Origin of the sequence: Mesorhizobium argentiipisi (SeqCode) (assembly GCF_037179585.1) — a bacterium.
In the GTDB taxonomy this organism is placed as follows: domain Bacteria; phylum Pseudomonadota; class Alphaproteobacteria; order Rhizobiales; family Rhizobiaceae; genus Mesorhizobium; species Mesorhizobium argentiipisi.
The window spans coordinates 391,238-417,871 of the sequence record NZ_JAPYKO010000001.1 but is presented as its reverse complement, the minus strand read 5'-3'; the positions used below and the strand labels follow the sequence as shown (position 1 = coordinate 417,871).

Genomic DNA, 26,634 nt, shown 5'->3' with positions numbered 1-26,634 from the left:
TTCCCAAAACCATCGTCACACGGGTTTGCCAGGAGGGCAAGAAAAATAGGATGTTCGCCGGCTTGGGTTAGGCAGGCTGCCATTTCCTGTTTGTCAGGCTGTGAGGGCGAGCGGCTCGCGGGCGGCGGCACACAATGCGCTTGCCTTGTCGCGCGGCGCCGGCTTGCCGAAGAGATAGCCCTGGAAGCGGCTGCAGCCGGCCGTTCGGGCGAGGGTGAATTCCTGCTCGGTTTCGACGCCCTCCGCGACGATGGCGATCTCCTGGATGCGGGCGATCTGGGCAAGCGCAGAAACGAAGATCTGCGCCACCTGGTCATGGGCGAGGCTGCGGATGTAGGAGCGGTCGATCTTGATGCTGTCGATGGGCAGCGACTTCAGATAGTTGAAGCCGCAATGGCCGGTGCCGAAGTCGTCGAGCGCGATGTGGAAGCCGAGACCGCGCAGCGCCTCCAGGCGCCTCAGCACCTCGGGCGTCGCGGCCGTAGCCACGGTCTCGGTGATCTCGATGATGAATTGCGATGCCGACCGGCCGGTTTCGCGCAGGACCCGGTCGCACATCGTCACGATCTCGTCGCGCTTCAACTGCTCGCCGGAGACGTTGATCGAGATGCGCCGTCCGGGAAAATGCCCGATATCGGCGCAGGCTCGCTTGAAGACCCACTCGCCGGTCATGTCGATCAGCGTCGATCGCTCGGCGATCGGAATGAATTCCGCCGGCGAGATCAAGCCGCGCACGGGATGGCGCCAGCGGATCAATCCTTCCAGTGCATCGACGGAGCCTTCGGGATCGACGATCGGCTGGTAGTGCAGTTCCAGCTCGCCGAGATAGATCGCGGCACGCAACTCGCGTTCCACCAGCCGGCGATAACGTTTGTCCGACAGCATCTCCTCGTCGAAGACGGTGACGCGGCCGCGCCCGCCGGCTTTGCTTTCGTAGAGCGCGAGGTCGGCCAAAAGCATCAATTCGGTTGCACTCGAAGCATGCAGCGGCGCAAGCGCGACGCCGATCGAGATCGACAGCGGAATGACCTTGCCCTCGTGCCTTTTGCCGGCGCGCATAGCATCCAGCAGTCGGCGCGCGTCCTGGTTGACGAGGGCGACGTCGCCATGTGGAACCATGACGCCGAACTCGTCGCCGCCGAGTCGTCCGATGACGCCGTCTTCGAAAATGCGTTGCGCTTCCGCGACCAGATGGGCCAGCGCCAGATCGCCGAACTGGTGTCCGAACGTGTCGTTGAGCTGCTTGAAATGATCGAGGTCGATCAAAAGCAGGCTCGCCTGGCGACGGTTACGCGAGCCGCCCAGCCAGTCGCCCAGCGCTTCGATGAAATAGCGCCGGGCCGTGGCCCCGGTCATGGCATCGACACTGAGGAAGCGGTGTTTCTCGGCCTCGGCGTCCGCCGCCGATTGCAGGCGCTGGACGACGCTCGCGCGCATATACATCAATACCAGAAGCGCCATTAAGGTCGATGTCACCGACACCGCGAGAGCGCCGGCGCGGGCGGCGTTGTCCGTCAGCGCCAGGGCGGCAAGGCCGGTGGCGGCGATGCTCACCACGAGCAAGGCCTGGATGCCGCGATAGATGCGGCCGCTGTGATGCTTGATTGTCGCCAAGATGCTCATGTCCGCGCCCCCACAGCACGCGCCATGGCTAGGACCTCAGCCGTTAAAAAACACTGAGTGCGACCGCCGCCGCGCCGCATTCGGCAAAGCCTTGACTGCTTGCTCGGCTTTTATAGTTAAAAAGCAACGATTTATGACAGTTTTCTGACGTCCTGAAGAGTGCCTCCTAGCGCGTGTTCTTATCTTCGCCCACAATTGCAAAGCCCGGTTGCGCTATGGCGATGGGAGGGTGAAACTGCGTTGGAAGATGCCGCGCTCGCGGCGGACGTTTCGTCAAGACGAGGATCTGAACGATGAAGATCATTGCGTGCGGCGGCGTGGCGACGATCGTCGCGCCTCAGACCTATTTCACCGGGCGGGTGCTGCAGACGCCGATCATCGAGAAGGAATCGCCGGCGCGGCTGAGAGCCACGCTGGTCAGCTTCGAGCCCGGCGCGCGCACGCATTGGCATACGCATCCGCTTGGGCAGACGCTCTATGTCACCGCCGGCGCCGGTCTGGCGCAGAGCTGGGGCGGCGCTGTGCAGGAGATCAGGGCAGGGGACGTCGTTTCCTTCGCGCCAGGCGAAAAACACTGGCATGGCGCCGGTCGGAAAACCGCCATGACCCACATCGCCATGCAGGAGGCGCTGGACGGCGTCCACGCCGACTGGCTGGAGCAGGTTTCCGACGAGCAATATGGCGGCTGACTAGCGCTCAACAAAAACCCGGCCGAAGCCGGGTTTTCCTCGCTTGGTGGGTTGGCGTCGATCAGGTCAGCGACGCGGTGAAGCGCTGGATGCGTGTGCAGGCTTCCTCGAGCAGCGCCTCCGACGTGGCGTAGGAGATGCGGAAGTTCGGTCCGAGGCCGAAGGCCGAGCCGAACACCACCGCGACGCCTTCCGCCTCGAGCAGTTCGGAGCAGAAGGCCTCGTCATTGTCGATCACCTTGCCCGTCTTGGTCTTCTTGCCGATCAGCTCAGCGCAGGACGGATAGACGTAGAAAGCGCCTTCCGGCGAGGGGCAAGAGATGCCGCGCGCCTGGTTGAGCATCGAGACGACGAGGTCGCGCCGGCCCTGGAAGATCGCTTTGTTTTTGGCGATGAAATCCTGCGGGCCGTTGAGCGCCTCGACGGAAGCCCATTGCGCGATGGTGCAGGCGCCTGAGGTCTGCTGACCCTGAATCATGTCCATCGCCTTGATCAGCGCCACCGGGCCCGCGGCGTAGCCGATGCGCCAGCCGGTCATGGCATAGGCTTTCGACACGCCGTTCATGGTCAGCGTGCGCTCATAAAGGCTCGGCTCGACCTCGGCGATGGTCTTGAAGACGAAGTCGCCATAGGTCAGGTGCTCATACATGTCGTCGGTCAGCGTCCAGACATGCGGATGCTTGAGCAGCACATCGGCCAGCGACCGCAGCTCGGCCTCCGTGTAGGCGGCGCCCGACGGATTGGACGGCGAATTCATCAGCAGCCATTTGGTCTTTGGCGTGATCGCCTTTTCCAGCACTTCCGCCGTCAGCTTGAAGCCGTTGTCGATCGAGGTGTCGGCGAAGACCGACGTGCCGCCGCAGATCGCCACCATTTCGGGATAGCTCACCCAGTAGGGGCGCGGGATGATGACTTGGTCGCCCGGGTTCAGCGTCGCCATGAAGGCGTTGAACAGGATCTGCTTGCCGCCGGTCCCGACGATGGTCTGCTCCGGCCGGTAGTCGAGATTGTTCTCGCGCTTGAATTTTTTCGCGATCGCCTCGCGCAGCGGCACGATGCCGGAGACCGGCGGATATTTGGTCTCGCCGCGGCGGATCGCCTCGATCGCCGCGTTCTTGATGTTGTCGGGCGTATCGAAGTCCGGCTCGCCGGCGCCCAGGCCGATCACGTCACGGCCGGCATTTTTCAGCTCGCGCGCTTTCTGCGTCACCGCGATGGTCGCGGAAGGCTTAACGCGGGAAAGGGCGTCGGCGAGAAAAGCCATGACAAAATGTCTCCTAGGAAAAGCGGCCAGGAGCGGCCGCGGCGCCTCTCATGTCGCATCATCGCGCCAAGCGCAAGCATTGTGCGATGAGCCAGAGGTCAAGGAGGCGTGACCAAAGTCAGCCTGCGTGAGCGGCAACGCTAAATTCATCAACGGCCGGTAAACCCTTGGCTGGCAGGATCGCAGATCGGATTGCGCCTATTCGCGGAGCGAGAAACCTTGTCGCGCAGCATCGGGCTTGCCCACATCATCCGTCATGATGACGGCACCTCCACGGGTGTCTGGGGCATCTATACGCTGCAGAGCGCGTTCCAGCCGATCTTCGCCTTCAAGGAGGGCAAGCTTCCGGTCGCCGCTTTCGAGGGGCTGATCCGGCCGTTCCGCGATGGCGAGCCGCAGTCGCCGGTGGCGTTTTTCGGCACCTGCCCGGCGGCCGACCGGCTGCATATCGAGGCGCTGACGCGCACGCTGCATCTTCTGAACGCCGGCGCCTGCCTGCCGGAAGAGGCGTCGATCTTCGTCAATTTCGACCCGTCGGTCTTCACCGATCGCCACATCGCCGACAAAGCGCTACGCGACATGCGGCTGGTGCTGCACGAAGCTGGCATCGACCCGCGCCGCATCGTCTGCGAGGTCACCGAGCAGAAGTCCGCTTCGCAGGAAACGCTGTATGCTTTCGTCGAGGCGCTCAGGGCCAACGGCTTCCGCATCGCGGTGGACGACTATGGCGCCGATGATTCAGACATCAACCGGATCAAGGAGCTCAAGCCCGACATCGTCAAATTCGATGCGCATTGGATCACCCATCTGATGGAGTCCGGCGCCGGCTTCGCGTTGCTGACGGCGATGGTCCAGAGCTTCGAGAATCAGGGCATCCGCACCGTCTTCGAAGGTATCGAGGAAGGCTGGCAACTGGAGCTTGCCGAGAGGTCCGGCGCCTCCATGGTGCAGGGCTATGTGCTGGCCCGGCCGGAACTTGCCCCCACCAGCTTTCGCGACTTCGGCAAGGTCGAGCGGCAGCCTTCGGTCGAAGAAAGCAAGGCGCAAGTCGCCGCAAGCCCGGCCCCAGCTCCTCGGGCGCGGCCGGCAAGAGTGTTCGGGCGCAAGGTCGCGCCATGAGCGGGCAACCGGACAGGCGGCGCAATGTCGCCGAGGCGATCTTCGCCGACGAGATCGGCCTCCATTTCGGCGTCTATGGCGAGTTCCGGCTGTGGAGCGCCTATCAGCCGATCTTCGCGCCGGAAGGCAAGGTGCTCAGGGCGATTGCCGTCGAGGGGCTGATAGAGCCGCGGCGTATCGCGGAGCCTATCGCCCCGTCGATCTTCTTCGGCGGCGTTCCCGCGTCCGACCGGCTGTTTGTCGAAACGATGTGCCGGATGCTTCATCTCGGCAATTACCGCAACATCGGCGTCGAGGGATTGACGCTGTTCTTCAATTATAATCCGAACGTCAATGACCATCTCGGACGAGCGCTGGCCGAGATCCGGCTGATGACCAGGCATCTCCGCGATTTCGAGCTGGAGCCCAGCCTGCTGGTCTGCGAAATCACCGAGCAGGCAGCCGACGACCACGTTCTTGCCAGCCTGGTGCGCGAAATGCGGCGCGACGGCATCCGCATCGCCATCGACGATTTCGGCACGGGACATTCGACCGAGGCGCGCATCGATCTGCTTGCGCCCAACATCGTCAAGATCGATGGCGCCTGGTTCGGCGAGCTCTGCCGCCATGCCGCCGCCGAGCGCTTCTTCCGGCCGCTAGTAGCGACGCTGCACGAGCGAGGCGCCAAAGTGCTGGTCGAGGGCATCGAGAACGCCCAGCACTTGCGCGTCGCGCTCGAGGGCGGCGTGGACCTGATGCAGGGTTTCCATCTCGCCCGCCCGGCGCTCGCCGGCACGGTCTTCAAGGAAGAACCGCTTTCCATCGACGCTCTCATCGACGCCGGCAACAAGGTCGTGCCCCTGCATCAGCATCGCTGATGCTCGATCCAAAAGGCGCATCAGCATCGCTGATGCAGACGCGAAAAAAATATCAGCGCCGCTGATGGTTCTTCTTAAAAACAAATCACTGGATGGTCTCGCCTGGGCGCGTTAGAGCCGTGCTGAAATGAGCTTCAGCCGACGCGCGAGGTATGTGCGATGATCCTTTACGACATGGCCGACAGCGGCAATTGCTACAAGCCGCGGCTGTTGATGGCCAAGCTCGGCATTTCCTTCACCCGGGTCGAGGTGAGCTCGCATACCGGCGAGACGCGCAAGGCCCACTATGTCGCCAAGAATCCGAATGCGATGGTGCCGATGCTCGAGCTCGACGACGGCAGGCGTATCGCCGAGAGCAACGCCATCCTGCTCTATCTTGCCGAAGGCACGCGCTTCCTGCCCGCCGACAAATACGAACGCGCGCTGGCTTACCAATGGCTGTTCTTCGAGCAATACAGCCATGAGCCCTATATCGCGGTGCGCAAGGCGCTTTTGACTTTTCCGGAACGGGCGAAGGACGCCACGCCTGAACGATTGGCGCAGACGCTGGAGCGAGGCAACAAGGCGCTCGGCGTGATGAACCAGCATCTGCAGCGGAACGAATTCTTTGCCGGCAGCGCCTATAGCGTCGCCGACATCGCCTTGTACGCCTATACCCACACCGCCGGGATGGGCGGCTTCCAGCTCGACGCCTATCCGGCCGTCGCAGCCTGGCTGAAGCGGGTCGAAGCGGACGAGGGGCATGTGCCGATCGACTGGGTTCCTTAAGGCAGCGCCGGCGATTGGCGAAAGGCTGGGGGACAGCTTCCTTCTCCCCGTGAACGGGGAGAAGGAAGCCAATCGCCAAATCCAGACAACAAAAAAGGCGGGCAATGCCCGCCTTCCTGTGCCGGTAGCCTGATCGGGAGCGTCCGGTCCGGACTGGCAGCTATCTGCTGTTCCAGCTTATCGGGTCTTTCGCTCCGGCGCGCTTCTCGCGCGACCGTCAGTACATCCGTGACTTGCCGCGCGCCCCGAACCTTCGCCCGGTGCGCGCCTTACTTAGTCGCATTTCGCGTCGCCGGCCGTAAAGCCTGCCGCAAAATGCTTAAGCCAAATCAGGCTGCCTTGCTCAGAGACCCAGCAGCGGACTTGCCGGTGCGGCGGTCCTGCTCGATCTCGAAGTTGATCTTCTGGCCTTCAGCCAGGCTCGTCATGCCAGCGCGTTCGACAGCGGAGATGTGGACGAAAACGTCCGCGCCGCCATTGTCAGGCTGGATGAAGCCGTAGCCCTTGGTGGCGTTGAACCACTTGACCGTACCAGTTGCCATATAGAATGCCCTTCACATTTGCTTTTGTTTGACCGGACCAACGTCCGGCCGGCGGTATCGAAATTTTGGAGATAGACGTCAGCAAACGCGAAGATCGCGGCCCGATCGATCGGCCAAATTCAATACTGCGGATATAAGATAGTTTGAGCAAGAAAACAAGATGGGTTGCTTGGACGCCGCCCGCATGCCGGATCGCGCGGAGTGCGAGCGGCGGATGGAAGTTTTGACAGCGGCCCCGCGTTGTGGAGGGATGAGATGCATGCCGTACGAGAGCGGTTGGCCGTTTCACGGAAACGGCCAACCGCTCTCCAAGTGTCTAGTTTGACGCAATTCCGGACGGAAAACCGCTACGCACTTTTCCTGGATTGCTTTAGGAGAGGGACCATGAAGACGATCCTGATTGCCGCCTGCTTCCTGCTGCTGGCCGCGGAGGCGCAAGCGGTGTCGCGCTACGATCCGACGCGCATGAGCTGCGACCGGGTACAGGCGACGATCGCCAGACAGGGCGCCGTCATCCTGCGCTACCAGTCGACGCGCGTGCCGGGGCTGCCGCTCTACGATCGCTATGTGCGCGACGAGCGATTCTGCAATGCGGGCGAAGTGAGAGCGCGCGCCTATGTGCCGAGCGCCGACACCAGGTCTTGCATGGTCTATGTCTGCAAGCGCCCCGATTTCGAGCGGCGCTTCCGCCGCCGGTTCCTGCAGGATTAAAGGGCGTGAAAGGGCTCCGCCCTCAGAACCCGAACGAGGCCTGCGCGGCCGGCGGCGGGCCGACGCGAACGCCTTCCATGGCCAGCATCTTTTCCTTGGTGGCCGAGCCGCCCGGGGCGGAGAAGCCGCCGATCTTGCCGCCGGCCGCCAGGATGCGATGGCAGGGAATGACAAGCGGCACCGGATTGGCGCCAAGCGCAGCACCCGTCTCGCGGGCAAGCCCGGCATGGCCGGCGCGCTTGGCCAGTTCGCCATAGGTGGTGGTCTCGCCGAAGCCGAGCTTGCGAGCGGCATCGTAGATAGCGAGGCGAAAGTCATCGACGCCGTCAAGGTCGACCGGCACGCCGGAGAAGTCGACGTCCTCGCCAGCGGCGTAGGCCTTGATCGAGGCGATCAGCTCGACCACCCATTGCGGCTGGTCTGTCGAGGTCGAAACACCGGGGTGGCGGAACAGCCGGCGCTCGACCGCTTCGCGGCTGCGTTCGGGCAGACAGAGCCGGATCAGGCCCTTCTCGGTCCAGGCGATGCCCATGAAGCCGATCACTGTTTCTAACACTGCGTGGCCGGCCGTGATCTCGGAAGCGGATTTCATAACGTTTTCCTTCCGCAAAACAGCGAAAAACAAGTACATATCCAGAACAATATGGCATCTCCGCCCTGTTATCGCCACCCGAAAACCGCCTGGTGGCCCCGATTGCCGGGTGTGAATCGCTGGTGTAAGGACTCCTTAACAACCGACAAACCGGACCCGCACGGCTTGCCAGCTAAAATCATATTCACCGCGATAGGCGTGCTCGTTGCAGCAGCCGGACTCAGCGGCTGCACCTCGACCTCGCAGATGAAGGCCGCGCCCGCGCTTGCGGAGGCATCGACCCCTGCTGTCGCAGACGACGCGCCGACCCTTGCCCTGCCGGAAACCGTGGCCGTGCTGCCGGAGCCTTCGGGCCTTGCGCAGGTGCAGACAGCGGCGCTGGCCGGCGATGTCGTCGCCATGGCGACCACGCCAGGCGCGCCGGCGCTGCCTGGCGCGCTCGCAACGCAAAGCGCGCCCGCGACGCATGGCGCGCCTGCGACGCATGGCGCGCCCGCGACGCAAGGCGCGCTGTTGCCACCGCCTGTCCAGCCCGGCGCGCCCGCCGCGGCGCTGGCTCAGCCTGCGGCTTTCGCCGGCGCGACGCCGATGGCCGGCCAGTTTCCGCCGCCGCCGGTGCTGACGGCCGGCGGCTCGCCGACCGGCCCAGGATCCATCAAGCAAGCGGCGTCGATCAGCCGAGCGGCGGTCTATACGACCGCGGGCATGGCGATGCCGGTCACCGGCCAGTCGGCGAAAGTCGCCCCGATGCCGGGCGTCCAACAGGTTGCTTATGTGGCGCCGGACAACCCGGCGCTGCTGGCAGCACCCGGCCAGCCCGAGCAGCATGCCAGCGGTCCGCGCGGCGAGATCGAGCGGCTGATCGAGAAATATTCGGCGATCTATGAAGTGCCGGTCGAGCTGGTGCGCCATGTCGTCAACCGCGAGAGCACCTTCAACCCGAAAGCCTACAATCATGGACATTGGGGGCTGATGCAGATCAAGCACGCGACGGCGCGCGGCATGGGCTATGACGGGCCGGCGGCCGGCCTGTTCGACGCCGAGACCAACCTCAAATACGCGGTGAAATATCTGCGCGGCGCCTGGCTGGTTTCGGGCGGCAACGCCAAGCGGGCCGACACGCTCTACCAGACCGGCTACTACTACGACGCCAAGCGCAAGGGCCTGCTCGAGGCGACGGGTCTTGGCTCCGACCGCAAGCAGCAGCGCCTGCAACCCGACGCCTGAGCGGACGGTCCCGCGCGGCGTTTCGAGACAGCGCCATGCACGAGAACACGACGCCCCGCCCGCCGGCTCCCAACGACATCCGCCTGCGCAAGGTCCTCGATGATACGCTCACCGCGCCGCATTGGCCGGAGGGCTTCGTCATGCGCGGGTTCGAGCACCGTGATGCGCAGGCTTTGCACGCGCTGCTGGAAGAGGTGTTCGACGACGGCACCGACGGGCCGTTCGACGCGTGGTGGCCGCGCATTGCCGGCGATGCGGAGTTCGACCCTGGCCTCTGTTTCCTAGTGATCGACGGCAAGGGCCTGCTGGCGGGCGCGGCGCTCTGCTGGACGTCCGGTTTCGTCAAGGACCTCGCCGTTCATCCGGAGTCCAGACGACAAGGCATTGGCGAGGCGCTGATGCGGCAGGTGTTCCTGACGTTTCGCGAGCGCGGGGCGGCCCATGTCGATCTCAAGACCAATATTGTGAAGAACACCGCGGCCTTCAGGCTCTACGAGCGGCTTGGCATGATCCCGGTCGGCTGGGAAGGCTGACGCCCAAGGCGCGACGGGTCGGCCGGAGGCCCCCGGCACGGCGTTGGAACCACCTGCGCGCGAGCATTGTGAACTCCTTCACATAGGCTGACGTTAGGGCATGCTAATGCGTCGTCGTGCCGGGCGGCCGATCGGCGGATCGACGCTGGCAAGGCGTCGGAGGCGGCTGTGCCGGCATGCGTCAGCCACTCCCAGGCGGGCTCCGGGCGGGGTTTCGGAGCCCGTCCGCTTTGCGTGAAGCGAGCGGAAGGAACAGGACACCGACGTGGTCGAGCCGACCGAAGGACTTCGACGATCCGGCGGCTCGACCCTTCGCGCATGAGCGTCGGGAACCCTAAGCAGCGTCGCGCATTCATCGCAGGGGCCTTGACGAGCCGCGGCGCCGGGATGGCGCCGCCGGACGCTGAGGGAGGCCCATATCCCCGTGAAATTTGTTTCTGCCTTCTTTGCGTTGGCCGCCGGCATCATGCTGGGCGCTGTCCAGGCGCACGCCGTGGAACTGTCGATCGTGTCGGGCGACACCGGCAACGGCATCAAGGTGCTGCGCGAGATACTCGACCGTTACGAGAAGAAGAGCGGCAACAAGGTCGACATCGTCGTCATCCCGCCCTCGACCACCGACCAGTTCGGCCAATACCGGCTCTGGCTTGCCGCCGGCAGCAGCGATATCGACGTCTACCAGACCGACGTCATCTGGGCGCCGCAGCTGGCCAGCCAATTGGTCGACCTGACGGAGGCCACCAAAGATGTGGTGGGTGAGCATTTCACGTCGATCATCCAATCGCAGACGGTCAACGGCAGGCTGGTCGCGCTGCCGATCTTCACCGACGCGCCGGCGCTCTATTACCGCAAGGATCTGCTCGACAAATATCACGCCAAGGTGCCGGCCACCTGGAAGGAATTGCACGACACCGCCAGGCTGGTCATGGACAAGGAACGGGCGGCCGGCAACAGGGACCTCTGGGGGTACGTCTTCCAGGGCAACGCCTATGAGGGGCTGACCTGCAACGCGCTCGAATGGGTGATGTCGAATGGCGGCGGCGGGATCATCGAGCCGGATGGCGAAATCTCCATCGACAATCCAAAGGCTGCGGCGGCGCTCGACTTGGTCAAGGGCTGGATCGGCACGATCGCGCCGCCGGGCGTGCTTGCCTATCAGGAGGAGGAAGCGCGCGGCGTCTGGCAGACCGGCAATGCGGTCTTCATGCGCAATTGGCCCTATGCCTATGCGCTCGGCAACAGCGAGAATTCGCCGATCAAGGGCAAGTTCGACGTGGCGCCCCTGCCGGCCGGCGAAGGCGGGCGGCCGGTCGCCACGCTCGGCGGCTGGAACCTTGCCGTCTCCAAATATTCGAAACATCCGAATGCGGCGATCGACCTGGTCAAGTTCATCGCGTCGCGCGAGATGCAGAAACATCGAACGCTGAAGACGTCCAACCTGCCGACCATCGCAGCGCTCTATGACGACCCCGACATCGCCAGGCAGCAGCCAATCGTGCCGCGCTGGAAAGAGATCTTCCTCAACGCGCAGCCGCGTCCCTCGGCAACCGCCAGGATCAAATACAACGAGGCATCGAGCCAGTTCTGGACGGCCGTGCACAACACGATCTCCGGGAACGGAACCGCCGCCGACAATCTGGCCGAGCTCGAGGCAAGGCTGACCAGGCTGAAAGGCAAGGGCTGGTGACCGCGGCAAGGCGATCGCCGCTGATGCGCCGGCGCGTGCGCACGGCATGGCTGTTTCTCGCGCCGATGCTTTTCGTGCTCGCCGCCGTCGCCGGTTGGCCGTTCCTGCGCACGGTCTATTACAGCTTCACCGACGCTTCGCTGGCCGATCTCGACGCGAGGCAATGGGTGGGCTTCGACAATTATTTGTCGGTGTTGCGGCTGCCGAGCGGCCGCATGCTCTATGACGGGCTGCTCGTCGACCCGGTCTGGTGGCGCGCGGTGTGGAACACGGTGCGCTTCGCCGTGGTGTCTGTGGCCTGCGAGACGGTGCTGGGCATGATCGTCGCCCTTGCCCTCAACACCGAATTTCGCGGGCGCGGCATCGTGCGGGCCGCGATCCTCATTCCCTGGGCGATCCCGACCATCGTCTCGGCCAAGATGTGGCAGTGGATGCTCAACGACCAATTCGGCATCATCAATGTCGTGCTTCTCAATCTCGGCCTGATCAACACCAAGATCGCCTGGACCGCCAATGCCGATACCGCGATGATCTCCGTGCTGATCGTCGACATCTGGAAGACGACGCCGTTCATGGCGCTGCTGATCCTGGCCGCCCTGCAGATGCTGCCGCGCGAGATCCTCGAAGTGGCGAAGCTGGATGGCGCGAACCCGTGGCAGATCTTCTGGCGCGTGACCTTGCCGCTGATCCGCCCGGCAGTGATGGTGGCGGTGATCTTCCGCGCGCTCGATGCGCTGCGCATCTTCGACCTGATCTATGTGCTGACGCCCAACAACGTGCAGACCAAGTCGATGTCGATCTTCGCGCGCGAGAACCTGTTCGAATTCGACAAGTTCGCCTATGGCTCGGCCGCCTCGACGCTGCTTTTCCTGATCATCGGCCTGCTCACCATCGCCTATATCCGGCTCGGCCGGCTGAGCCTGGACGGGGGGCGCTGACGTGAGAATGCTGAAGCGCGCCGCCTTCTATCTTTTGCTTCTGGCGATCGTCTTCGTCGCGGTCTTTCCGTTCTACTACGCCATCGTCACCAGCCTGAAATCGGGAACCGAGCTGTTCCAGGCAGGCCTCTGGCCGCAAGCGTTCAGCCTTGCCAATTACCGCAACGTGCTGACCGAAGGTCCCTTCCTGCGCAATCTCGTCAATTCGCTGATCGTCTCCGGCGCGGCCGTCGCGATCTCGCTGCTGCTCGGCGTCACCGCGGCCTACGCGCTGGCGCGCATTCGCTTCCGCGGACGCTCGGCGCTGATGCTCGCCATCCTGTCGGTGTCGATGTTTCCGCAGGTCGCCGCGCTTGCAGGGCTGTTCGAGATCATCCGGGCGCTGCATCTCTACAATTCGCTCTTGGCGCTCATCCTGTCCTACATGATCTTCACGCTGCCGTTCACGGTCTGGGTGCTCACCACTTTCGTGCGTGACCTGCCGGTCGAGATCGAGGAGGCAGCGATCCTCGACGGCGCCGGGCCGTGGACCATCCTCACGCGCATCTTCCTGCCGCTGATGTGGCCGGCTTTAGCCACCACCGGGCTGCTCGCCTTTATCAGCGCCTGGAACGAGTTCCTGTTTGCTCTCACCTTCACTTCCACCAACACGCAGCGCACCGTGCCGGTGGCGATCGCGCTGCTCTCCGGCAATTCGCAGTTCGAGATCCCCTGGGGCAACATCATGGCCGCCTCGGTGATCGTCACCGTGCCGCTGGTGGTGCTGGTGCTCGTCTTCCAGCGCAGGATTGTCTCGGGTCTCACGGCTGGCGGCATCAAAGGCTAGATGCGACGCGAAAAAGTGGCCGGAAAGCGTGTGCCGAAATGTCGGATCAGGTCGCGGCGGGCCGTCCTTGGATCGTAGAGCAACCCGCGCCGGGACGCCGGCGCCAGGAGACGATCATGGTCACCTTTCCCAATGAATCCGCCAAATATCGCACCGCGCGCGAAAAATTGCTGCGCAAGGAAATCGAGCTGCGCCGCGCCATGGAAGCGGTGGCGGAGGCAAGGCGCGCTTTGCCGGCGGGCGGTTTGGTGCCGCAGGATTATGTGTTTGACGCTCTGGACGGCGACGGCAGGCCGGCGAAGGTGCGGTTGCCGGACCTGTTCACGCCGGGCAAGAATACGCTCATCCTCTACCAGATGATGTTCCCGCGTCATCCGCAGGAGACGCGCGAGGTGGCGAAAGGCGGCGAGACGGCGAAGCTTGCCCGGCAGGACCAGCCATGCCCGTCCTGCACGGCCCTGCTCGACCAGTTCGACGGCGCGATCGGCCATCTCGAAGCGGCGGGGTTCAACTTCGCCGTGGTGGCGAAGACCGCGCTCGACAATCTGCTAGCGCTCGGCCGCGACCGCGGCTGGAAAAACATGCGGCTCGTCTCGTCGGCCGGCAACGCTTTCAAGCGCGACTACAATTCCGAAACCGCCGAGGGCGCGCAGATACCGCTGCTTACGGTGTTCCACCGCGATGGTGACGGCATCCGGCATTTCTGGTCGTCGGAACTCGATTTCGCACCGGCAGAGCCAGGCCAGGACCCGCGCGGCATCGGCACCTGCGAGATTCTGTGGAACCTGATGGATTTCACGCCCGAAGGCCGGCCGAATTGGCACGAGCAACTGCAATATGCCGGGCAGGCCCCCGGCGCGCACTGCCACTGATGGCGACGCGGGCGCTCGGCCCGCGTGCTTCTTTTCGAGGCAACCCCGGGGCCGGTGCCGCGTTGGGGAAGGCGGAGGGGCTGTTTCGGATCGGAGATCGAGATGAAAACGCTGCTGCCCCTGGTCGCCGTCGCGCTTCTTGCCGGCGCGCCCGCCGCGTTCGCTCAGTCGGACAATTCAGATGCCGTGGGACCGATGGTGACCGAGAACAAGGTCGACACCCAGACCTTCGTCACGACGGTGCCCAATGCCAACATGTTCGAGATCGAGTCGAGCAAGCTGGCGCAAGAGAAGTCGGCCTCGGCCGACGTCAAGGCTTTCGCCGGTGAGATGATCAAGGATCACAGCAAGGCCGGCGAGGACTTCAAGACGGCGTTGAGCCAGGGCCAGACCACGGCGTCGATCAAGCCCGCCGGCCCCGCGCTGCAGCCCAAGGAGCAGCAGCTGCTCGATGACTTGAAGGCTGCCACCGGCAAGGAGTTCGACGCCAAATACATCAAGATGCAGACCGACGCGCATAAGGACGCCGTTGCGCTGTTTTCCTCCTATGCCAATTCCGGCGACGACCCGGCGATGAAGGAATTCGCCAAGAAAACGCTGCCGGTGCTGAAGATGCACGAGAAGCATGTGAAGGAACTGGCGGTGGCGCATCAGTGAGCGGCCGCTCTTGCCTTCTCCCCCTGTGGGAAAAGGTGTCGCTGAAGGCGACGGATGAGGGGTGCTCCAGGGAAGCCAACGTCTCACTCCGCTGGAACCATCCGTCTCGGCGCTACGCGCCGATCCACCTTCCCCCACAAGGGGGGGAAGGGAAGGCCTGGCGTTCCCTCGCTGCCGCGATAAGCTCGCGCCCAACAAGAGAGGACCGCCAGGAAATCATCGAAGTGTCCGTGGCGCCGCCGGTCGACACGATGACCAGCGAGATGCTGCGCGGCGACATCGAGACCCGGACCGAAGCGTCGCCGAAGGCGCTGAAACACTGCCTGGAAGCGGCCGACACCTCGCTGGACAAGGTGGTGATGGTGCGCATCTACGCTGTCAATTCCGGCTTCTACAACGCCATCAACCGGGTTTATGCGAAGTATTTTGCGGTCAACCCGCCGGCGCGAGTTCGTGCCGGTGGCGTCATGGCCGATGGAGTTTGATATCGAGATAGAGTGCGTGGCGGTGGCGTGAGGGCGCTATTTCCGAAGAGAGTTAGAAAGCAATTTTCTTTTCCTCTCATGTTTCTCGTTTAATTCCTTTATCAAGCGCTTTATAATTTTTGACAAATTACCGACGTATTTGACGATGCCTGCCGATTTTGCCAGACTGGCAGGTACTTTAGAGGCTTCCAAGAGAGAAATGTGAGGCGCATCGACTATATTTTTAGGAATATTCTTCCACCACTCTAAGTCACCGTGCACGTACACGTTGTATAAGTCCACTTCATAGTGGAGCGTCAGCTGTTGAATGAGTCTGTAGTTGCATTCTAGCGCAGGCATCTGCCTCGAGAATCTAGTCCATGGAACTATGACGAAGGACTCTTCTTGTTCGGCCTCGCTGTCGCCGTCCGCCACCTTCCCTATGACATAATATGGTGCTAAAACCGCCGCCAGTGCTTTCACGCTTTTTGCGCCGTCAACTGCCGCATCGAGTGTACTCAGTCGCTGAATAAGGTATTTTCTCTCAAATTCCTCGCTATCAATGTCGATAAACATCTGGATACATTCGTTAACATCAGAAGACTCTTTTATTATAAAGTCAATGAACTCATAAGACTCTGGAATACTTCTTTTTGACAGAAATAGTGCTGTTATATTCCTGAAACGAGCGATGAATAAATGAAATAGTTTCGCCTTCTTGATGCATTATGCATATATTCTTAAGTACATCGTGTTGAAAATCTGTATTTTAAGTTCGAGTCCTCGTACTGTATCGCTTTATCTGAATATCGGCGGAATGACGATTCGTTGAAGCTGTACTTTTTGTCAACGTAACTTGTAAAGCAAAATGTCATAAAAATTCTTTTGAAATCGTCGAGGTCGAGGCCGGTAGCAAACTCTCTGTGATATTCCGCCTTTGTCGTATCATGTTTCCGAAAAAGTACGTCGAAGGCCGTGCCATAAAAGACGTGCATTTTAGACGGAATATCTTGAAATTCCCGAAACGTCAAAAGCATCATCGATGCCAAAAGAGGGTTTGACAGTAGTTTCTCGTGTGATTTATATAGTCCTCCTTTTATCATTTTCAAAAATGATGCTTTATCCTGCTCGTCGTATTCTATCCTTGTTATCATTCGTTCGACTTGATCCAAAGACAGTGGCGCTACACTATACTCGGAAAATGTATTCCACCCAAGGAAGCGATTTATATCCGGCCTAGAAGATAGAACGATAAAGCTATCTGGATAATCGTGAGCGATTCGCAGTATCTGTTTTTCCGCAGCCGCTCGATTTCGTGTCGCAATTTCGTCGAAACCGTCCATCACTAGGGCAAAGGCGCCAGCTTTTAAGCCAGCCTGTATTGATCGCTCGGTGACGAAATTGTTGAATGGCAACAACTGCTGTGTGATGTAGGAAATTATATTTTGATCTTGGAAATTTATATACCTAAGTTCGATAAATATAGGAACTTTCTTTAAGGATGGATCTTTCGCCCACGTGCTATATATATGCTTCATGGTGAATGATTTTCCGGCCCCTAACGTGGCCGTAATCACCGAGTGCTTAGATCTCTTTCCAAAATCGGATATGTACCGATCTATACCAATATAAATATCATTTTGCCAGATTAAGTTCACAGGCTCATAAGCCTTCTCGAGCATAACTGGATGGTTTGTTGATATAAGTGTCTTTACATTTGAACAAATACTTAGCTTGGCGGCTATATATCTTTCAAAGCCAACAGAGTATTTTGAAGAAAGAAAGGCTACGCCTTCCTTGGAATTCTGCATTATTCCTAGAAAAGTCTTTTCAACTAGTTGAGCTACTGACTTTGATACCCCGTCATTCACGCCCTCCCCAAAGGCATCCGACATAGAAGTTTCCCCCAAAACTTATCTAAGGAATTTAGCCTCCTAACAATCTATGGTCTCGCTACCGAATTGTAAATGCGCGTTCTTCTAATTTTGTTGATACAGTGGCTTCAGGTAAGTTTTGCACAGATGCTTAACTTAGCCAAAACTGTCACCCAAAATACTCCTGCAGCGGCCGCACCTCGAGGTTCCCCGCCCGCAGCGCCGCAATCGCTTCCGCCACCGCAGCAGCCCCAGACAGCGTGGTGTAATAAGGTACCTTCTGCATCAGCGTTGCCCTGCGCAGCGACTTCGAGTCCGACACCGCCTTCTGGCCGTCGGTGGTGTTGAAGACGATCTGGACCTGGCGGTTGCGGATCGCGTCCTCGATGTGGGGGCGACCTTCGAGCACCTTGTTGATCTTTTCGGCCGTCACGCCGTTCTCGGCGAGGAAGCGGGCGGTGCCGGAGGTCGCGAGCACTTTAAAACCCTGGCCGGCGAGGCGTTTGACCGCCGGCAGGATGCCGGCCTTGTCCTCGTCGCGGACCGAGACGAAGAGCGTGCCGGAGCGCGGCAGGTCGACATTGGCGCCGAGCTGGCTCTTGGCGAAGGCCAAAGCGAAATCGCGGTCGAGGCCCATGACCTCGCCGGTCGAGCGCATTTCCGGACCGAGGAGGATGTCGACGCCGGGAAAGCGGGCGAAGGGGAAGACGGCTTCCTTGACGGCGATGTGGCCGGGCCGCCTGGGGTCGGGCATGGCCCCGTAATGGGCGAAGGCATTTTCCAGCGTCTCGCCCGCCATGATGCGGGCGGCGATTTTCGCAATGGGGCGGCCGATGGTCTTGGCGACGAAGGGCACGGTGCGCGAGGCGCGGGGGTTCACCTCCAGCACATAGACCGTGCCGTCTTGAATGGCGTATTGCACGTTCATCAGACCGCCGACGTTCAGCGCGCGGGCGAGTGCTGCGGTCTGCCGTTCCAGCTCGTCGACGAGGTCGGAGGGCAGCGAGTGTACCGGCAGCGAGCAGGCCGAGTCGCCCGAGTGGATACCGGCCTCCTCGATATGTTCCAGGATGCCGGAGACGAAGGTCGCCTTGCCGTCGCACAGGCAGTCGACATCGACTTCGATCGCACCGGAGAGATAGGTGTCGAACAGCAGCGGGTTCTTGCCGAGCAGCGTGTTGATCTGGCCGGTCTTGTCGTTGGGGTATTTCTGCTTGATGTCCTCAGGCACCAGGCCTGGCACGGTGTCGAGCAGATAGGTCTGCAGCATGCCTTCGTCATGGATGATCTGCATGGCGCGGCCGCCAAGCACATAGGACGGGCGCACCACCAGCGGGAAGCCGAGCTCGCCGGCGACGAGGCGCGCCTGCTCGACCGAATAGGCGATGCCGTTCTTCGGCTGGCTGAGGTTGAGCTTGTGCAGCAGCTTCTGGAAGCGGTCGCGGTCTTCGGCCAGGTCGATCATGTCGGGCGAGGTGCCGAGGATCGGGATGCCGGCCTTCTCCAGCGCGTCGGCCAGCTTCAGCGGCGTCTGGCCGCCGAACTGGACGATGACGCCGACCAGCTCGCCGGAGGCCTGCTCGGCGCGCAGGATCTCCAGCACGTCCTCCGCCGTCAGCGGATCGAAATAGAGGCGGTCGGACGTGTCGTAGTCGGTCGAGACCGTCTCCGGGTTGCAGTTGACCATGATCGCTTCATAGCCGGCGTCGCGCAGGGCAAAGGCGGCATGGCAGCAGCAATAGTCGAACTCGATGCCCTGGCCGATGCGGTTCGGGCCGCCGCCGAGGATGACGACCTTCTTGCGCGACGACACGCGTGCCTCGTTGGCGGGCTCGCCGACGAAGGGCACTTCATAGGTCGAGTACATATAAGCGGTCGGCGAGGCGAATTCGGCGGCGCAGGTGTCGATGCGCTTGTAAACCGGATGAACGTCGAGCTTTTCGCGAAGCTTTTGAACGACTTCGGCATCGGTCCTCGTCAGCGAGGCGAGGCGGGCGTCGGAAAAGCCCATCGCCTTCAGCATGCGCAGATTGACGGCGTCCTGCGGCAAGCCATGCTCGCGGATGCGTTCCTCCATGGCGATGATGCCGGCGATCTGCTCAAGGAACCACGGGTCGATCTTGCACATGGCGTGCACGTCTTCCAGCGAGGTGCCCATGCGGATCGCCTGCGCCACCATGCGCAGCCGGTCCGGCGTCGGCGTGCCGAGCGCGGCGCGGATCGCGTTGCGGTCATCGACGTGGCTGGCGGGGGCGCTGCCGTGACCCAGGCCGGGGATCTCGATCTCGTCCAATCCGGTCAGGCCGGTTTCCAGTCCGCGCAGGGCCTTCTGCAGCGATTCCTGGAAGGTGCGGCCGATGGCCATCACTTCGCCGACCGACTTCATGGCGGTGGTCAGCACCGGCTCGGCGCCGGGGAACTTTTCAAACGCAAAGCGCGGGATCTTCGTCACCACGTAGTCGATGGTCGGCTCGAACGAGGCCGGGGTCGCGCCGCCGGTGATGTCGTTCTCCAGCTCGTCCAGCGTGTAGCCGACCGCAAGCTTCGCCGCGACCTTGGCGATCGGGAAGCCGGTGGCCTTGGAGGCAAGCGCCGAGGAGCGCGAGACGCGCGGGTTCATCTCGATGACCACGAGGCGCCCGTCCGCCGGGTTGACGGCGAACTGCACGTTGGAGCCGCCGGTCTCGATGCCGATCTCGCGCAGCACCGCGATCGAGGCGTTGCGCATCATCTGGTATTCCTTGTCGGTCAAGGTCAGCGCCGGCGCGACGGTGATGCTGTCGCCCGTGTGCACGCCCATCGGATCAAGGTTCTCGATCGAGCAGACGATGATGCAATTGTCCGCCTTGTCGCGGACGACCTCCATCTCATACTCCTTCCAGCCGAGCACGCTCTCCTCGATCAGCACTTCGGTGGTGGGCGAGGCGTCGAGGCCGGACTGGACGATGTCGTAGAATTCGGCGCGGTTGTAGGCGATGCCGCCGCCGGTGCCGCCCATAGTGAAGGAGGGGCGGATGATGGCGGGAAGGCCGACATGGTCGAGCGCCTGGGCGGCGATCGCCATGGCATGGCTGATATAGCGCTGCTTGCGGTCGCCTTCGCCGAGATTCCAGCGCGTTTCCAGCGCATCGAGCGCGGCATCGAGGTTTTCCGGGTTCTCCGCCTTCAGCGCAGCGCGCTCGGCCTCATGGATCTTGCGGTCGGCATCCTTGACCTCGGTGGCGTTTGCCAGCATCGACTTCGGCGTTTCGAGGCCGATCTTGCTCATCGCCTGGCGAAACAGCGCCCGGTCTTCGGCCTTGTCGATGGCATGCGCGTCGGCGCCGATCATCTCGACTTGATAGCGCTCGAGTACGCCCATGCGGCGCAGCGACAAAGCGGTGTTGAGCGCGGTCTGGCCGCCCATCGTCGGCAGCAGCGCGTCCGGCCGCTCCTTGGCGATGATCTTGGCCACCACTTCCGGTGTGATCGGCTCGATATAGGTGGCGTCGGCCAGCTCCGGATCGGTCATGATGGTGGCCGGATTGGAGTTGACCAGGATGACGCGGAAACCCTCTTCCTTCAGCGCCTTGCAGGCCTGGGTGCCCGAATAGTCGAACTCGCACGCCTGGCCGATGACGATGGGGCCGGCCCCGATGATCAGGATCGACTTGATGTCGGTGCGTCTTGGCATGTCTACGGGTTCCGTTCGGCGAGCGGCTTGCACGAAAAACCGGGACGGGAGGACCCGGCCGGTTGTGCTTGCGATTCTGGTATCAGGCTAGGAGGGCCTTATAGGGAAGAGTTTTGGCGGATGTAACCCCGAAAATGAGGGAGTAGGGCAGTAGCGGCCTCTCTTCCCTATTGCCTTACTGCCCTACTGCTTATTCCCCTGTATCAGTACCCAACGCCAGCGCGTCGGTGATCTCGAAGCGCTCGGAAACGCCAATGCGGATCATGTTGAGGCTGCCTTCGCGGGTGAAGCGGAATTCGTCGGAGGAGTCGGAGCCGGCGGGCTTGCCGTCGTGGAAATTGATGAGGCGCGTGCCGCCGTCCGGCCAGGTCACGGTCACGACGCTGTCGCCGCCCTCATGCGCGACACTGATTTCGCAGCGGGTCATCGGCTGGCCGACGTGGCGGGCGCAGGGGATGCCGCCGCCGGCGTCTGGGGCGGGGGCGTCGGATTGAGCCGTTGCCGAGGCGGCGAAGGCGAGGGCGTAGGCATCCTGCATCGCGATCGCGCTGATATCGACTGGCGTCGGCGGAGTGGCCGGCTCGCTGCGGCCCAGGCGCGCCGCGATGTCCGGCTGCGGTTCTTCGGAAGGCTCGGGCGCGTTGGCTTCCCGTGGCAGGCTGGCGTCCGTGGCCGGCGCTGCTGCATCTTCAGGGGCCGGCGCCGGATTGGCGGGGCTGAGATAGCGGGCCGGCGCCCAGCCGGTTATGTGGGCGTCCTGCGTGTCCTCGACCTTGCACCATGGATAGTTGTTGACGGTCTTGCAGCCGTAATTCTTCACGGCGGTGCCGTTGGGCAGCCGCGCCGCCACCCTCCCACTTGCTGAAGCGGTGGCGCGGATGTTGAGGAGATCATCCGGCGCGAGGCCACCGATGATCGATACGATCGGTCCCGGCGCATCCTGGGCCATGGCCGGCAGGGCTGCCACCAGCAATGGAGCGACGAAGAACAGCGTCGATGGGAGCCTAACCTTGCGCTTCATGCATAGGCTCCGCTCGATCGGGATATGAACTCCGTTCAATCCTCATAAACCCGGTCCGCAGCGCGTTTGCCCATTCCGGCCGTCCCGCCTGTTCGGCCTGCTTTGCTGCGGCTTCATGGTCGTAGTCGACGGCGACCGCCTCGAAGCGGTCGGCGCGGCCGGGCACGTTCAACTCGACGATGCCGTAGCGGGCGTGCGGCGAGCCTTGCTCGGAGACATGCGCCGGCGCCGTGTCATCCTCATAGGCGGGGCAGCCGACGCTGCCGGGATTGAAGATGACCGGGCCGTCGGGGATGCGGATCAGCTCGTTGCGGTGGCTGTGGCCGCACAGCACGAGGCGGCAGGCCGGATCGAGCGACTTCAGCCGGCGCCTGATCGCGGCGAGCGGGGCGCGCAGCAACTGGCCGTCGACAATTGCGTCGGCAAGATATTTTTCGTCATGGTCCGGGCGGGCGTGGAAGGCGACGACGCCGGGCACGATCTCCAATGTGAGCGGCAGGGCGAGCAACGCCTCGCGCTGCGGCGCGGTCAGCCGTTCCTGGGCGTAGCGATCGGACGGCCACATGGCTTTATCGGCCACGTCCTGCGCGACGCGGCGGTCGTGATTGCCGCGCACCGTCGGCAGGTTGAGCGCCTGCAAACGTTCCATCGTCTCGCGCGGCCAGAGCGGGCCGGAGACGCAGTCGCCGAGATTGACGATGATGTCGGCGCCACCCCGCTGGTTCAGATCGTCGAGCACTGCCTCCAAGGCGAGCACGTTGCCGTGGATGTCGGCCACTACAGCGATGCGCATGAGAGCTCCATGACAGGCAATTTCGTCAGCGCCGCAATCAGGCGTCCACTTCCATCTCGGACGTGCCGACCGCGGGCAAAGCGGAGTCGCCGTCAGCCGCGGCAATCACGCTGTCGAGCAGGCCGGGGAAGCGCTTGTCGAGGTCGTCGCGGCGCAGCGTGATCAGCCGGCTGGTGCCGACCGCCTCGCTGCGGGTGACGCCCGCCTCGCGCAGCTTGGCGAGGTGGTAGCTGAGATTGGTCTTGGAGGCGAGGTCGAGGAACTTGCTGCAGTTCAGCGGCACGCCTTCCTTGCGAGCCAGATAGCGCACGATGGCAAGCCGGGTCGGATCGCCGAGCACGGCGAGCACGATCGGCAGGCTGATCTGGTCGGCGGTTGGATGGGGCAGGCTCATGGCCCAGAATTAAGCACAAACGGCACGAACTTCAACGCGGCTTCCTTTTCTGCCGACAGACATAGCCTCTTCCTTTCGGCCCCGTCCTGACACAGGGCTGTCAGCAGGGTTCAGCTATTTACTCCCGGCTCGGTTGACATCATGCACTGTTATGTCCAATTGTTCAATAACTTTTGAACTAAGGACAGTTCCCCATGGACAAGCGGATCTTCTGGCTTGCGCTCGGATCGTTCGCGATCTCGACCGAAGGCTTCGTCATCTCCAGCCTTCTTCCCGATATCGCCACTGACGCCGGCATATCCGTGCCGCTCGCCGGCTCGCTGATCACCGCCTTCGCGCTCGCCTATGCGATCGGCGCGCCGGTGCTGGCGACGCTGACCGGCGAATGGGACCGGCGGCGCGTCATCTTGTGGACGCTGGTGTTCTTCGTCCTTGGTAATGTTGCTGCCGCGCTCAGTTCGTCCTTCGAGCTGCTTTTGATCGCCCGCATCGTCATGGCGCTGTCGTCCGGCCTGTTCGCGGCGACCGCGCAAGGCACGGCGGTGGCGCTGGTCGACGACCACCACCGGGCACGCGCCATCGCCGTCGTCGTCGGCGGCACCACGGTGGCCGTCGCGGTCGGCGCGCCGCTCGGCGCGCTGGTCGCGGCGATCGCCGGCTGGCGCGGCACTTTCTTCGCCATCGCCGGGCTCGGCGCGCTGGCCGGCGCGATCCTCTGGTACCGGTTGCCGCGCGGCATCGTCGGCACCAAGCTGCCGCTGAGGGCGCGGCTGGCGGCGGCAGTGCGGCCCGGCGTGATGCCCATCCTGCTGACCACGGTGCTGGCTCTGATCGGAGCCTTCACCGTCTTTGCCTTTATCGCGCCCTTGGCCATTGAAAGCGGCGGGCTCTCCCCGATCGCGCTGCCGGGCATGCTGCTCGCCTTCGGCGTCGGCGCCGTCATCGGCAACATCGCCGGCGGGCAGGCCGCCGACCGCTTCGGCGCCACCCGAACCGTCGCCTGGTCGCTGGCGCTGTCGGCCGCGATGCTCGCCACCTTCTCGCTGATCCCGGCCCTCCTGCCGCAGTCGATCGCCGGGCCGGCGCTGATGGGTATGATGGTGCCGTGGGGCATTGTCGGCTGGGCCTTCCCGCCGGCGCAGGCGAGCCGCATCATAAGATCGCGCCGGATGCCGCGCCGATCGTCTTGTCCCTCAACGCCTCGGCGCTCTATCTCGGCGTCGCGCTGGGCGCGGTGGTCGGAGCCGCGGTGCTGCGCTTCGGCGCCCCGGCCGATCTCGGCCTCGTCGCCGCCGTGTTCCCGATCGTCGGGCTGGGCGTCGTGCTTGCCGGCCGGATGTTGGCCCGCCCCGTGGCGATGCCCGCCGAATAACCAGTCAAAGCTTGGTTGACGGCCAGCCTCCTCAGCTCGAAGGAGCGACCGTCGGCATTCCCAGATCGAGATCAGCCACCGCGTCCAGCGCCGCGCGCAGCTTTGCCGCCTGCTCCGCGCCAACCTTGTCCTCGAACTGCCGTTGCGCGACGCTCCAGAGCTTGAGCGCCTCGTCGAGCTTGGCCTGGCCTTGCGGCGTCAGCCGCACGCGCTTGACGCGGCGGTCGTCCTTGTCGGGAAAGGTCTCGACATAGCCGTCGCGGATCAGCGGCTTCAGCGTGTGGCCGAGCGCCGAGAGGTCCATGATCAGCGCTTCGGCGATGGCGCCCATCGCCGGCTCGTCGCTGATGTGGATCTGAAATAGCAGCCCGAACTGCGTGCTCTTCAGGCCCGAAGGCGCCAGCGCGTCGTCGTAGAAGCGGCCGAGACTGCGCGCGGCACGGCGCAGCGTGGCGTTGTTGCAGTCGCTGAATCCTGGCTTCCCAGCTTCGGTCATGATCACTCCTCGCCGGCGGGTCGACGCGCCAGCCTGCCGCAGAAATAGTTTTTGCCGCCGCCGTTGACAAGATAGTGGCATATACCTACTTCGCAGACAGTGGCATATGCCACTAATTAAGATCAGAAGCCTGGCAGATGATCTGATGGTCGGCGCTGGGCAAGCGAAGCGAACAAAGGAACAGGACAATGAGCACGGACAATAAGGGCACGGCCGTCATTACCGGCGCATCGTCGGGCATAGGCGCGGTCTATGCAGACCGGCTGGCAGGGCAGGGATACGATCTGGTGCTGGTGGCGCGGCGCGCCGACCGGCTGCGGGAGTTGGCGGACAAGCTGGCCTATGCCTATGGCCGCAAGGTCGAGACGATCATCGCCGACCTTGCGGTCGATGCCGATTTGCGCCGCGTCGAGCAGGCGGTGGCGGCGGATGACAGCGTGACGCTGTTGGTCAACAATGCCGGCGTGGGTGGCCTGGAGACGATCGCCGACGCCGATGCCGACGCGGCCGAGCGGATGATCAAGGTCAATGTCGTGGCGCTGACCCGGCTGACCCGCGCGGTGCTGCCCGGCCTGCTTGCGCGCAATCGCGGCGCGATCATCAACATCGCCTCGGTCGTTGCCTATGGCATCGCCGTCGGCGGCATCTACAGCGGCACCAAGGCCTATGTCGCCAACTTCACGGAAGCGCTGCAGAAGGAAGTCGCCGGCACCAATGTGAAAGTCCAGTCCGTCGTGCCCGGACCGGTCCGCACCGAGTTGTGGGACGTCTCCGGTATCAGCCTCGACGGGATCAATCCGGACTGGATCATGAGCGCCGACGATCTGGTCGACGCGGCGCTTGCCGGGTTCGCCCAGGGCGAGACCGTCACCGCGCCCGGCCTTGCCGACGCGGCTGGGCTGGATGCCTATCTCGGCGCGCGCGACCAGTTCTACGGTAGCCTGTTCTCCGGCAAGCCCGCGGCGCGCTACGCCGTCTAACTTCTCTCAAGCTGGCCGCCACATCTGCAGGATCGAGGCGGCCAGCAAAAGGCCGAGCACGATGTTGAGCGCGCGCCACTGGCGCTCCGTCTTGAGCAGGCGGGCAAGCAGGGTTCCCGCCACGCACCACAGCGACAGCGAGAACGCTGCGGCCAGCCCGAACACGGCGCCCAGCAGCAGCGCGAGCTGCAACGGACCATCCGCCAGGGCCGCGAAGGATGCGGCGGCGCCGAGCCCCATGGCCCAGCCTTTCGGATTCATCCACTGGATGCCGGCGCCGCCGAAAAAGCTGTTCGGCTTGGCCATGCTGATATCGAGATTGGGTGGACCGCTGCGGCCGATCTTGATCGCCAGCCAGATCAGATAGAGCGAGCCCGCGATCTTCATGGCAAGCTGCAGGGATGGAATGGCGGCCAGAAGTCCAGCCAGGCCTGCCGCGCCCGCGGCGGCCACGGTAGCCAGCCCCGCGGCGCTGCCGGCCATCAGCGGCACCGAACGGCGAAAGCCGAATTGTGCGCCGGACGCGGTCGACAATGTCGTGGCGATGCCAGGCGTCGAGGTGGAGATCAGCGCGAACAGGACCAGCGGGATGATGGTGTCGGACATGCGGGCTTCCCATCGAGGAGCAGGCATGCTGAGGCGCTTGGCGGCATCAGTAAATG

Annotated in this window: 25 protein-coding genes and 2 pseudogenes; 15 read left to right on the top strand and 12 right to left on the bottom strand. The window is 63.0% G+C overall.

From position 1 onward, the window contains the following. Nucleotides 1-93: 93 nt before the first annotated feature. Complete coding sequence (locus O7A05_RS01910; protein WP_337091240.1) at nt 94-1,623, bottom strand: putative bifunctional diguanylate cyclase/phosphodiesterase; 1,530 nt, start codon at nt 1,621-1,623, stop codon at nt 94-96. Between the two features lie 293 nt (nt 1,624-1,916). Here O7A05_RS01910 and O7A05_RS01905 point away from each other — a divergent pair, with 293 nt between their 5' ends. Continuing rightward, nucleotides 1,917-2,312 (top strand): (R)-mandelonitrile lyase, encoded by a 396-nt coding sequence (locus tag O7A05_RS01905; RefSeq protein ID WP_337091239.1) that lies wholly within the window; start codon nt 1,917-1,919, stop codon nt 2,310-2,312. 61 nt (nt 2,313-2,373) lie between these two features. Here O7A05_RS01905 and O7A05_RS01900 read toward each other — a convergent pair whose 3' ends face one another. Continuing rightward, nucleotides 2,374-3,576, bottom strand: a complete 1,203-nt coding sequence (locus O7A05_RS01900) for a pyridoxal phosphate-dependent aminotransferase (protein ID WP_337091238.1) — start codon at nt 3,574-3,576, stop codon at nt 2,374-2,376. Between the two features lie 219 nt (nt 3,577-3,795). Here O7A05_RS01900 and O7A05_RS01895 point away from each other — a divergent pair, with 219 nt between their 5' ends. The 3 genes from O7A05_RS01895 (at nt 3,796) to O7A05_RS01885 (ending at nt 6,320) form a co-directional block, all read left to right on the top strand. Continuing rightward, the gene (locus tag O7A05_RS01895; protein WP_337091237.1) at nt 3,796-4,695 is read left to right on the top strand and encodes an EAL domain-containing protein; all 900 of its coding nucleotides are present in this window, start codon (nt 3,796-3,798) and stop codon (nt 4,693-4,695) included. Next, nucleotides 4,692-5,552 (top strand): EAL domain-containing protein, encoded by an 861-nt coding sequence (locus tag O7A05_RS01890; protein ID WP_337091236.1) that lies wholly within the window; start codon nt 4,692-4,694, stop codon nt 5,550-5,552. Before O7A05_RS01895 ends, O7A05_RS01890 begins: the two co-directional genes overlap by 4 nt. Nucleotides 5,553-5,711: 159 nt before the next feature. Next, entirely contained in the window at nt 5,712-6,320 is a 609-nt protein-coding gene (locus tag O7A05_RS01885) for a glutathione S-transferase family protein (RefSeq protein ID WP_337091235.1), read from the top strand. Nucleotides 6,321-6,649: 329 nt separating this feature from the next. Here the strand turns inward: O7A05_RS01885 and O7A05_RS01880 are convergent, their stop codons facing one another. After that, entirely contained in the window at nt 6,650-6,862 is a 213-nt protein-coding gene (locus O7A05_RS01880) for a cold-shock protein (RefSeq protein WP_027168154.1), read from the bottom strand. Nucleotides 6,863-7,246: 384 nt separating this feature from the next. Here O7A05_RS01880 and O7A05_RS01875 point away from each other — a divergent pair, with 384 nt between their 5' ends. Further along, nucleotides 7,247-7,573: a hypothetical protein gene (locus O7A05_RS01875; protein WP_337091234.1), complete on the top strand. Its 327-nt coding sequence runs from the start codon at nt 7,247-7,249 to the stop codon at nt 7,571-7,573. Nucleotides 7,574-7,595: 22 nt separating this feature from the next. On the opposite strand, the gene O7A05_RS01870 is transcribed toward O7A05_RS01875, so the two are convergent. After that, entirely contained in the window at nt 7,596-8,165 is a 570-nt protein-coding gene (locus O7A05_RS01870; protein WP_337091233.1) for a methylated-DNA--[protein]-cysteine S-methyltransferase, read from the bottom strand. A 165-nt stretch (nt 8,166-8,330) separates the two neighbouring features. On the opposite strand from O7A05_RS01870, the gene O7A05_RS01865 reads away from it, so the two are divergent. The 8 genes and pseudogenes from O7A05_RS01865 to O7A05_RS01830 all read left to right on the top strand — a co-directional run. Next, entirely contained in the window at nt 8,331-9,392 is a 1,062-nt protein-coding gene (locus tag O7A05_RS01865; RefSeq protein WP_337091232.1) for a transglycosylase SLT domain-containing protein, read from the top strand. Nucleotides 9,393-9,427: 35 nt separating this feature from the next. Continuing rightward, nucleotides 9,428-9,925 carry a GNAT family N-acetyltransferase gene (locus tag O7A05_RS01860; RefSeq protein ID WP_337091231.1) on the top strand — a complete coding sequence of 166 codons (498 nt, stop codon included), beginning with the start codon at nt 9,428-9,430 and terminating at the stop codon, nt 9,923-9,925. 466 nt (nt 9,926-10,391) lie between these two features. Then, nucleotides 10,392-11,612, top strand: a complete 1,221-nt coding sequence (locus tag O7A05_RS01855; protein ID WP_337091442.1) for an ABC transporter substrate-binding protein — start codon at nt 10,392-10,394, stop codon at nt 11,610-11,612. A gap of 23 nt (nt 11,613-11,635) precedes the next feature. Then, on the top strand, nt 11,636-12,550 hold the full coding sequence (locus tag O7A05_RS01850) for a carbohydrate ABC transporter permease (protein WP_337091441.1): 915 nt from the start codon (nt 11,636-11,638) through the stop codon (nt 12,548-12,550). Between the two features lie 7 nt (nt 12,551-12,557). After that, a complete protein-coding gene (locus O7A05_RS01845) occupies nt 12,558-13,376 on the top strand; it encodes a carbohydrate ABC transporter permease (protein WP_337091440.1) in 819 nt (272 codons plus the stop codon). Between the two features lie 116 nt (nt 13,377-13,492). Continuing rightward, the gene (locus O7A05_RS01840; RefSeq protein ID WP_337091230.1) at nt 13,493-14,248 is read left to right on the top strand and encodes a DUF899 family protein; all 756 of its coding nucleotides are present in this window, start codon (nt 13,493-13,495) and stop codon (nt 14,246-14,248) included. 102 nt (nt 14,249-14,350) lie between these two features. Further along, nucleotides 14,351-14,905, top strand: coding sequence for a DUF4142 domain-containing protein (locus O7A05_RS01835; protein WP_337091229.1), 555 nt, complete (start codon nt 14,351-14,353; stop codon nt 14,903-14,905). 224 nt (nt 14,906-15,129) lie between these two features. Then, a pseudogene (locus O7A05_RS01830) lies at nt 15,130-15,421 on the top strand (Rid family hydrolase); the annotation flags it as partial. Between the two features lie 5 nt (nt 15,422-15,426). Here O7A05_RS01830 and O7A05_RS01825 read toward each other — a convergent pair. The 6 genes from O7A05_RS01825 to O7A05_RS01800 all read right to left on the bottom strand — a co-directional run bounded on the left by O7A05_RS01825 (nt 15,427) and on the right by O7A05_RS01800 (nt 23,124). Then, nucleotides 15,427-15,945, bottom strand: a complete 519-nt coding sequence (locus tag O7A05_RS01825) for a hypothetical protein (RefSeq protein ID WP_337091228.1) — start codon at nt 15,943-15,945, stop codon at nt 15,427-15,429. 164 nt (nt 15,946-16,109) lie between these two features. Further along, the gene (locus O7A05_RS01820; protein WP_337091227.1) at nt 16,110-17,264 is read right to left on the bottom strand and encodes an NACHT domain-containing protein; all 1,155 of its coding nucleotides are present in this window, start codon (nt 17,262-17,264) and stop codon (nt 16,110-16,112) included. Between the two features lie 148 nt (nt 17,265-17,412). Next, nucleotides 17,413-20,916, bottom strand: a complete 3,504-nt coding sequence (gene carB, locus O7A05_RS01815; RefSeq protein ID WP_337091226.1) for a carbamoyl-phosphate synthase large subunit — start codon at nt 20,914-20,916, stop codon at nt 17,413-17,415. Between the two features lie 190 nt (nt 20,917-21,106). After that, a complete protein-coding gene (locus O7A05_RS01810; protein ID WP_337091225.1) occupies nt 21,107-21,937 on the bottom strand; it encodes an SH3 domain-containing protein in 831 nt (276 codons plus the stop codon). Then, nucleotides 21,921-22,730, bottom strand: a complete 810-nt coding sequence (locus O7A05_RS01805) for a metallophosphoesterase family protein (RefSeq protein ID WP_337091224.1) — start codon at nt 22,728-22,730, stop codon at nt 21,921-21,923. Before O7A05_RS01805 ends, O7A05_RS01810 begins: the two co-directional genes overlap by 17 nt. Nucleotides 22,731-22,767: 37 nt before the next feature. Continuing rightward, nucleotides 22,768-23,124 (bottom strand): ArsR/SmtB family transcription factor, encoded by a 357-nt coding sequence (locus O7A05_RS01800; protein WP_224517613.1) that lies wholly within the window; start codon nt 23,122-23,124, stop codon nt 22,768-22,770. A 194-nt stretch (nt 23,125-23,318) separates the two neighbouring features. On the opposite strand from O7A05_RS01800, the pseudogene O7A05_RS01795 reads away from it, so the two are divergent. After that, nucleotides 23,319-24,496, top strand: a pseudogene (locus O7A05_RS01795) (MFS transporter). Between the two features lie 31 nt (nt 24,497-24,527). Here O7A05_RS01795 and O7A05_RS01790 read toward each other — a convergent pair. Next, nucleotides 24,528-24,992, bottom strand: coding sequence for a MarR family winged helix-turn-helix transcriptional regulator (locus O7A05_RS01790; protein ID WP_337091223.1), 465 nt, complete (start codon nt 24,990-24,992; stop codon nt 24,528-24,530). 188 nt (nt 24,993-25,180) lie between these two features. Between O7A05_RS01790 and O7A05_RS01785 the strand changes: the two genes are divergently transcribed. Further along, a complete protein-coding gene (locus O7A05_RS01785) occupies nt 25,181-25,972 on the top strand; it encodes an SDR family NAD(P)-dependent oxidoreductase (protein WP_337091222.1) in 792 nt (263 codons plus the stop codon). Nucleotides 25,973-25,978: 6 nt separating this feature from the next. Here O7A05_RS01785 and O7A05_RS01780 read toward each other — a convergent pair whose 3' ends face one another. Further along, the gene (locus O7A05_RS01780; protein WP_337091221.1) at nt 25,979-26,578 is read right to left on the bottom strand and encodes a LysE family translocator; all 600 of its coding nucleotides are present in this window, start codon (nt 26,576-26,578) and stop codon (nt 25,979-25,981) included. Nucleotides 26,579-26,634: the final 56 nt, after the last annotated feature.

Excerpts from the sequence above, each read along its gene's own strand:
- O7A05_RS01910 (WP_337091240.1), bottom strand. The coding sequence starts at position 1,623 with ATGAGCATCTTGGCGACAATCAAGCATCACAGCGGCCGCATCTATCGC.
- O7A05_RS01805 (WP_337091224.1), bottom strand. The coding sequence starts at position 22,730 with ATGCGCATCGCTGTAGTGGCCGACATCCACGGCAACGTGCTCGCCTTG.
- O7A05_RS01845 (WP_337091440.1), top strand. The coding sequence starts at position 12,558 with ATGCTGAAGCGCGCCGCCTTCTATCTTTTGCTTCTGGCGATCGTCTTC.
- O7A05_RS01825 (WP_337091228.1), bottom strand. The coding sequence starts at position 15,945 with ATGTTTATCGACATTGATAGCGAGGAATTTGAGAGAAAATACCTTATT.
- O7A05_RS01855 (WP_337091442.1), top strand. The coding sequence starts at position 10,392 with ATGCTGGGCGCTGTCCAGGCGCACGCCGTGGAACTGTCGATCGTGTCG.
- O7A05_RS01780 (WP_337091221.1), bottom strand. The coding sequence starts at position 26,578 with ATGTCCGACACCATCATCCCGCTGGTCCTGTTCGCGCTGATCTCCACC.
- O7A05_RS01890 (WP_337091236.1), top strand. The coding sequence starts at position 4,692 with ATGAGCGGGCAACCGGACAGGCGGCGCAATGTCGCCGAGGCGATCTTC.
- O7A05_RS01790 (WP_337091223.1), bottom strand. The coding sequence starts at position 24,992 with ATGACCGAAGCTGGGAAGCCAGGATTCAGCGACTGCAACAACGCCACG.
- O7A05_RS01850 (WP_337091441.1), top strand. The coding sequence starts at position 11,636 with ATGCGCCGGCGCGTGCGCACGGCATGGCTGTTTCTCGCGCCGATGCTT.
- O7A05_RS01880 (WP_027168154.1), bottom strand. The coding sequence starts at position 6,862 with ATGGCAACTGGTACGGTCAAGTGGTTCAACGCCACCAAGGGCTACGGC.
- O7A05_RS01840 (WP_337091230.1), top strand. The coding sequence starts at position 13,493 with ATGGTCACCTTTCCCAATGAATCCGCCAAATATCGCACCGCGCGCGAA.
- O7A05_RS01835 (WP_337091229.1), top strand. The coding sequence starts at position 14,351 with ATGAAAACGCTGCTGCCCCTGGTCGCCGTCGCGCTTCTTGCCGGCGCG.
- O7A05_RS01885 (WP_337091235.1), top strand. The coding sequence starts at position 5,712 with ATGATCCTTTACGACATGGCCGACAGCGGCAATTGCTACAAGCCGCGG.
- O7A05_RS01860 (WP_337091231.1), top strand. The coding sequence starts at position 9,428 with ATGCACGAGAACACGACGCCCCGCCCGCCGGCTCCCAACGACATCCGC.
- O7A05_RS01900 (WP_337091238.1), bottom strand. The coding sequence starts at position 3,576 with ATGGCTTTTCTCGCCGACGCCCTTTCCCGCGTTAAGCCTTCCGCGACC.
- O7A05_RS01870 (WP_337091233.1), bottom strand. The coding sequence starts at position 8,165 with ATGAAATCCGCTTCCGAGATCACGGCCGGCCACGCAGTGTTAGAAACA.
- O7A05_RS01785 (WP_337091222.1), top strand. The coding sequence starts at position 25,181 with ATGAGCACGGACAATAAGGGCACGGCCGTCATTACCGGCGCATCGTCG.
- O7A05_RS01820 (WP_337091227.1), bottom strand. The coding sequence starts at position 17,264 with ATGTCGGATGCCTTTGGGGAGGGCGTGAATGACGGGGTATCAAAGTCA.
- O7A05_RS01875 (WP_337091234.1), top strand. The coding sequence starts at position 7,247 with ATGAAGACGATCCTGATTGCCGCCTGCTTCCTGCTGCTGGCCGCGGAG.
- O7A05_RS01905 (WP_337091239.1), top strand. The coding sequence starts at position 1,917 with ATGAAGATCATTGCGTGCGGCGGCGTGGCGACGATCGTCGCGCCTCAG.
- carB (WP_337091226.1), bottom strand. The coding sequence starts at position 20,916 with ATGCCAAGACGCACCGACATCAAGTCGATCCTGATCATCGGGGCCGGC.
- O7A05_RS01810 (WP_337091225.1), bottom strand. The coding sequence starts at position 21,937 with ATGAAGCGCAAGGTTAGGCTCCCATCGACGCTGTTCTTCGTCGCTCCA.
- O7A05_RS01800 (WP_224517613.1), bottom strand. The coding sequence starts at position 23,124 with ATGAGCCTGCCCCATCCAACCGCCGACCAGATCAGCCTGCCGATCGTG.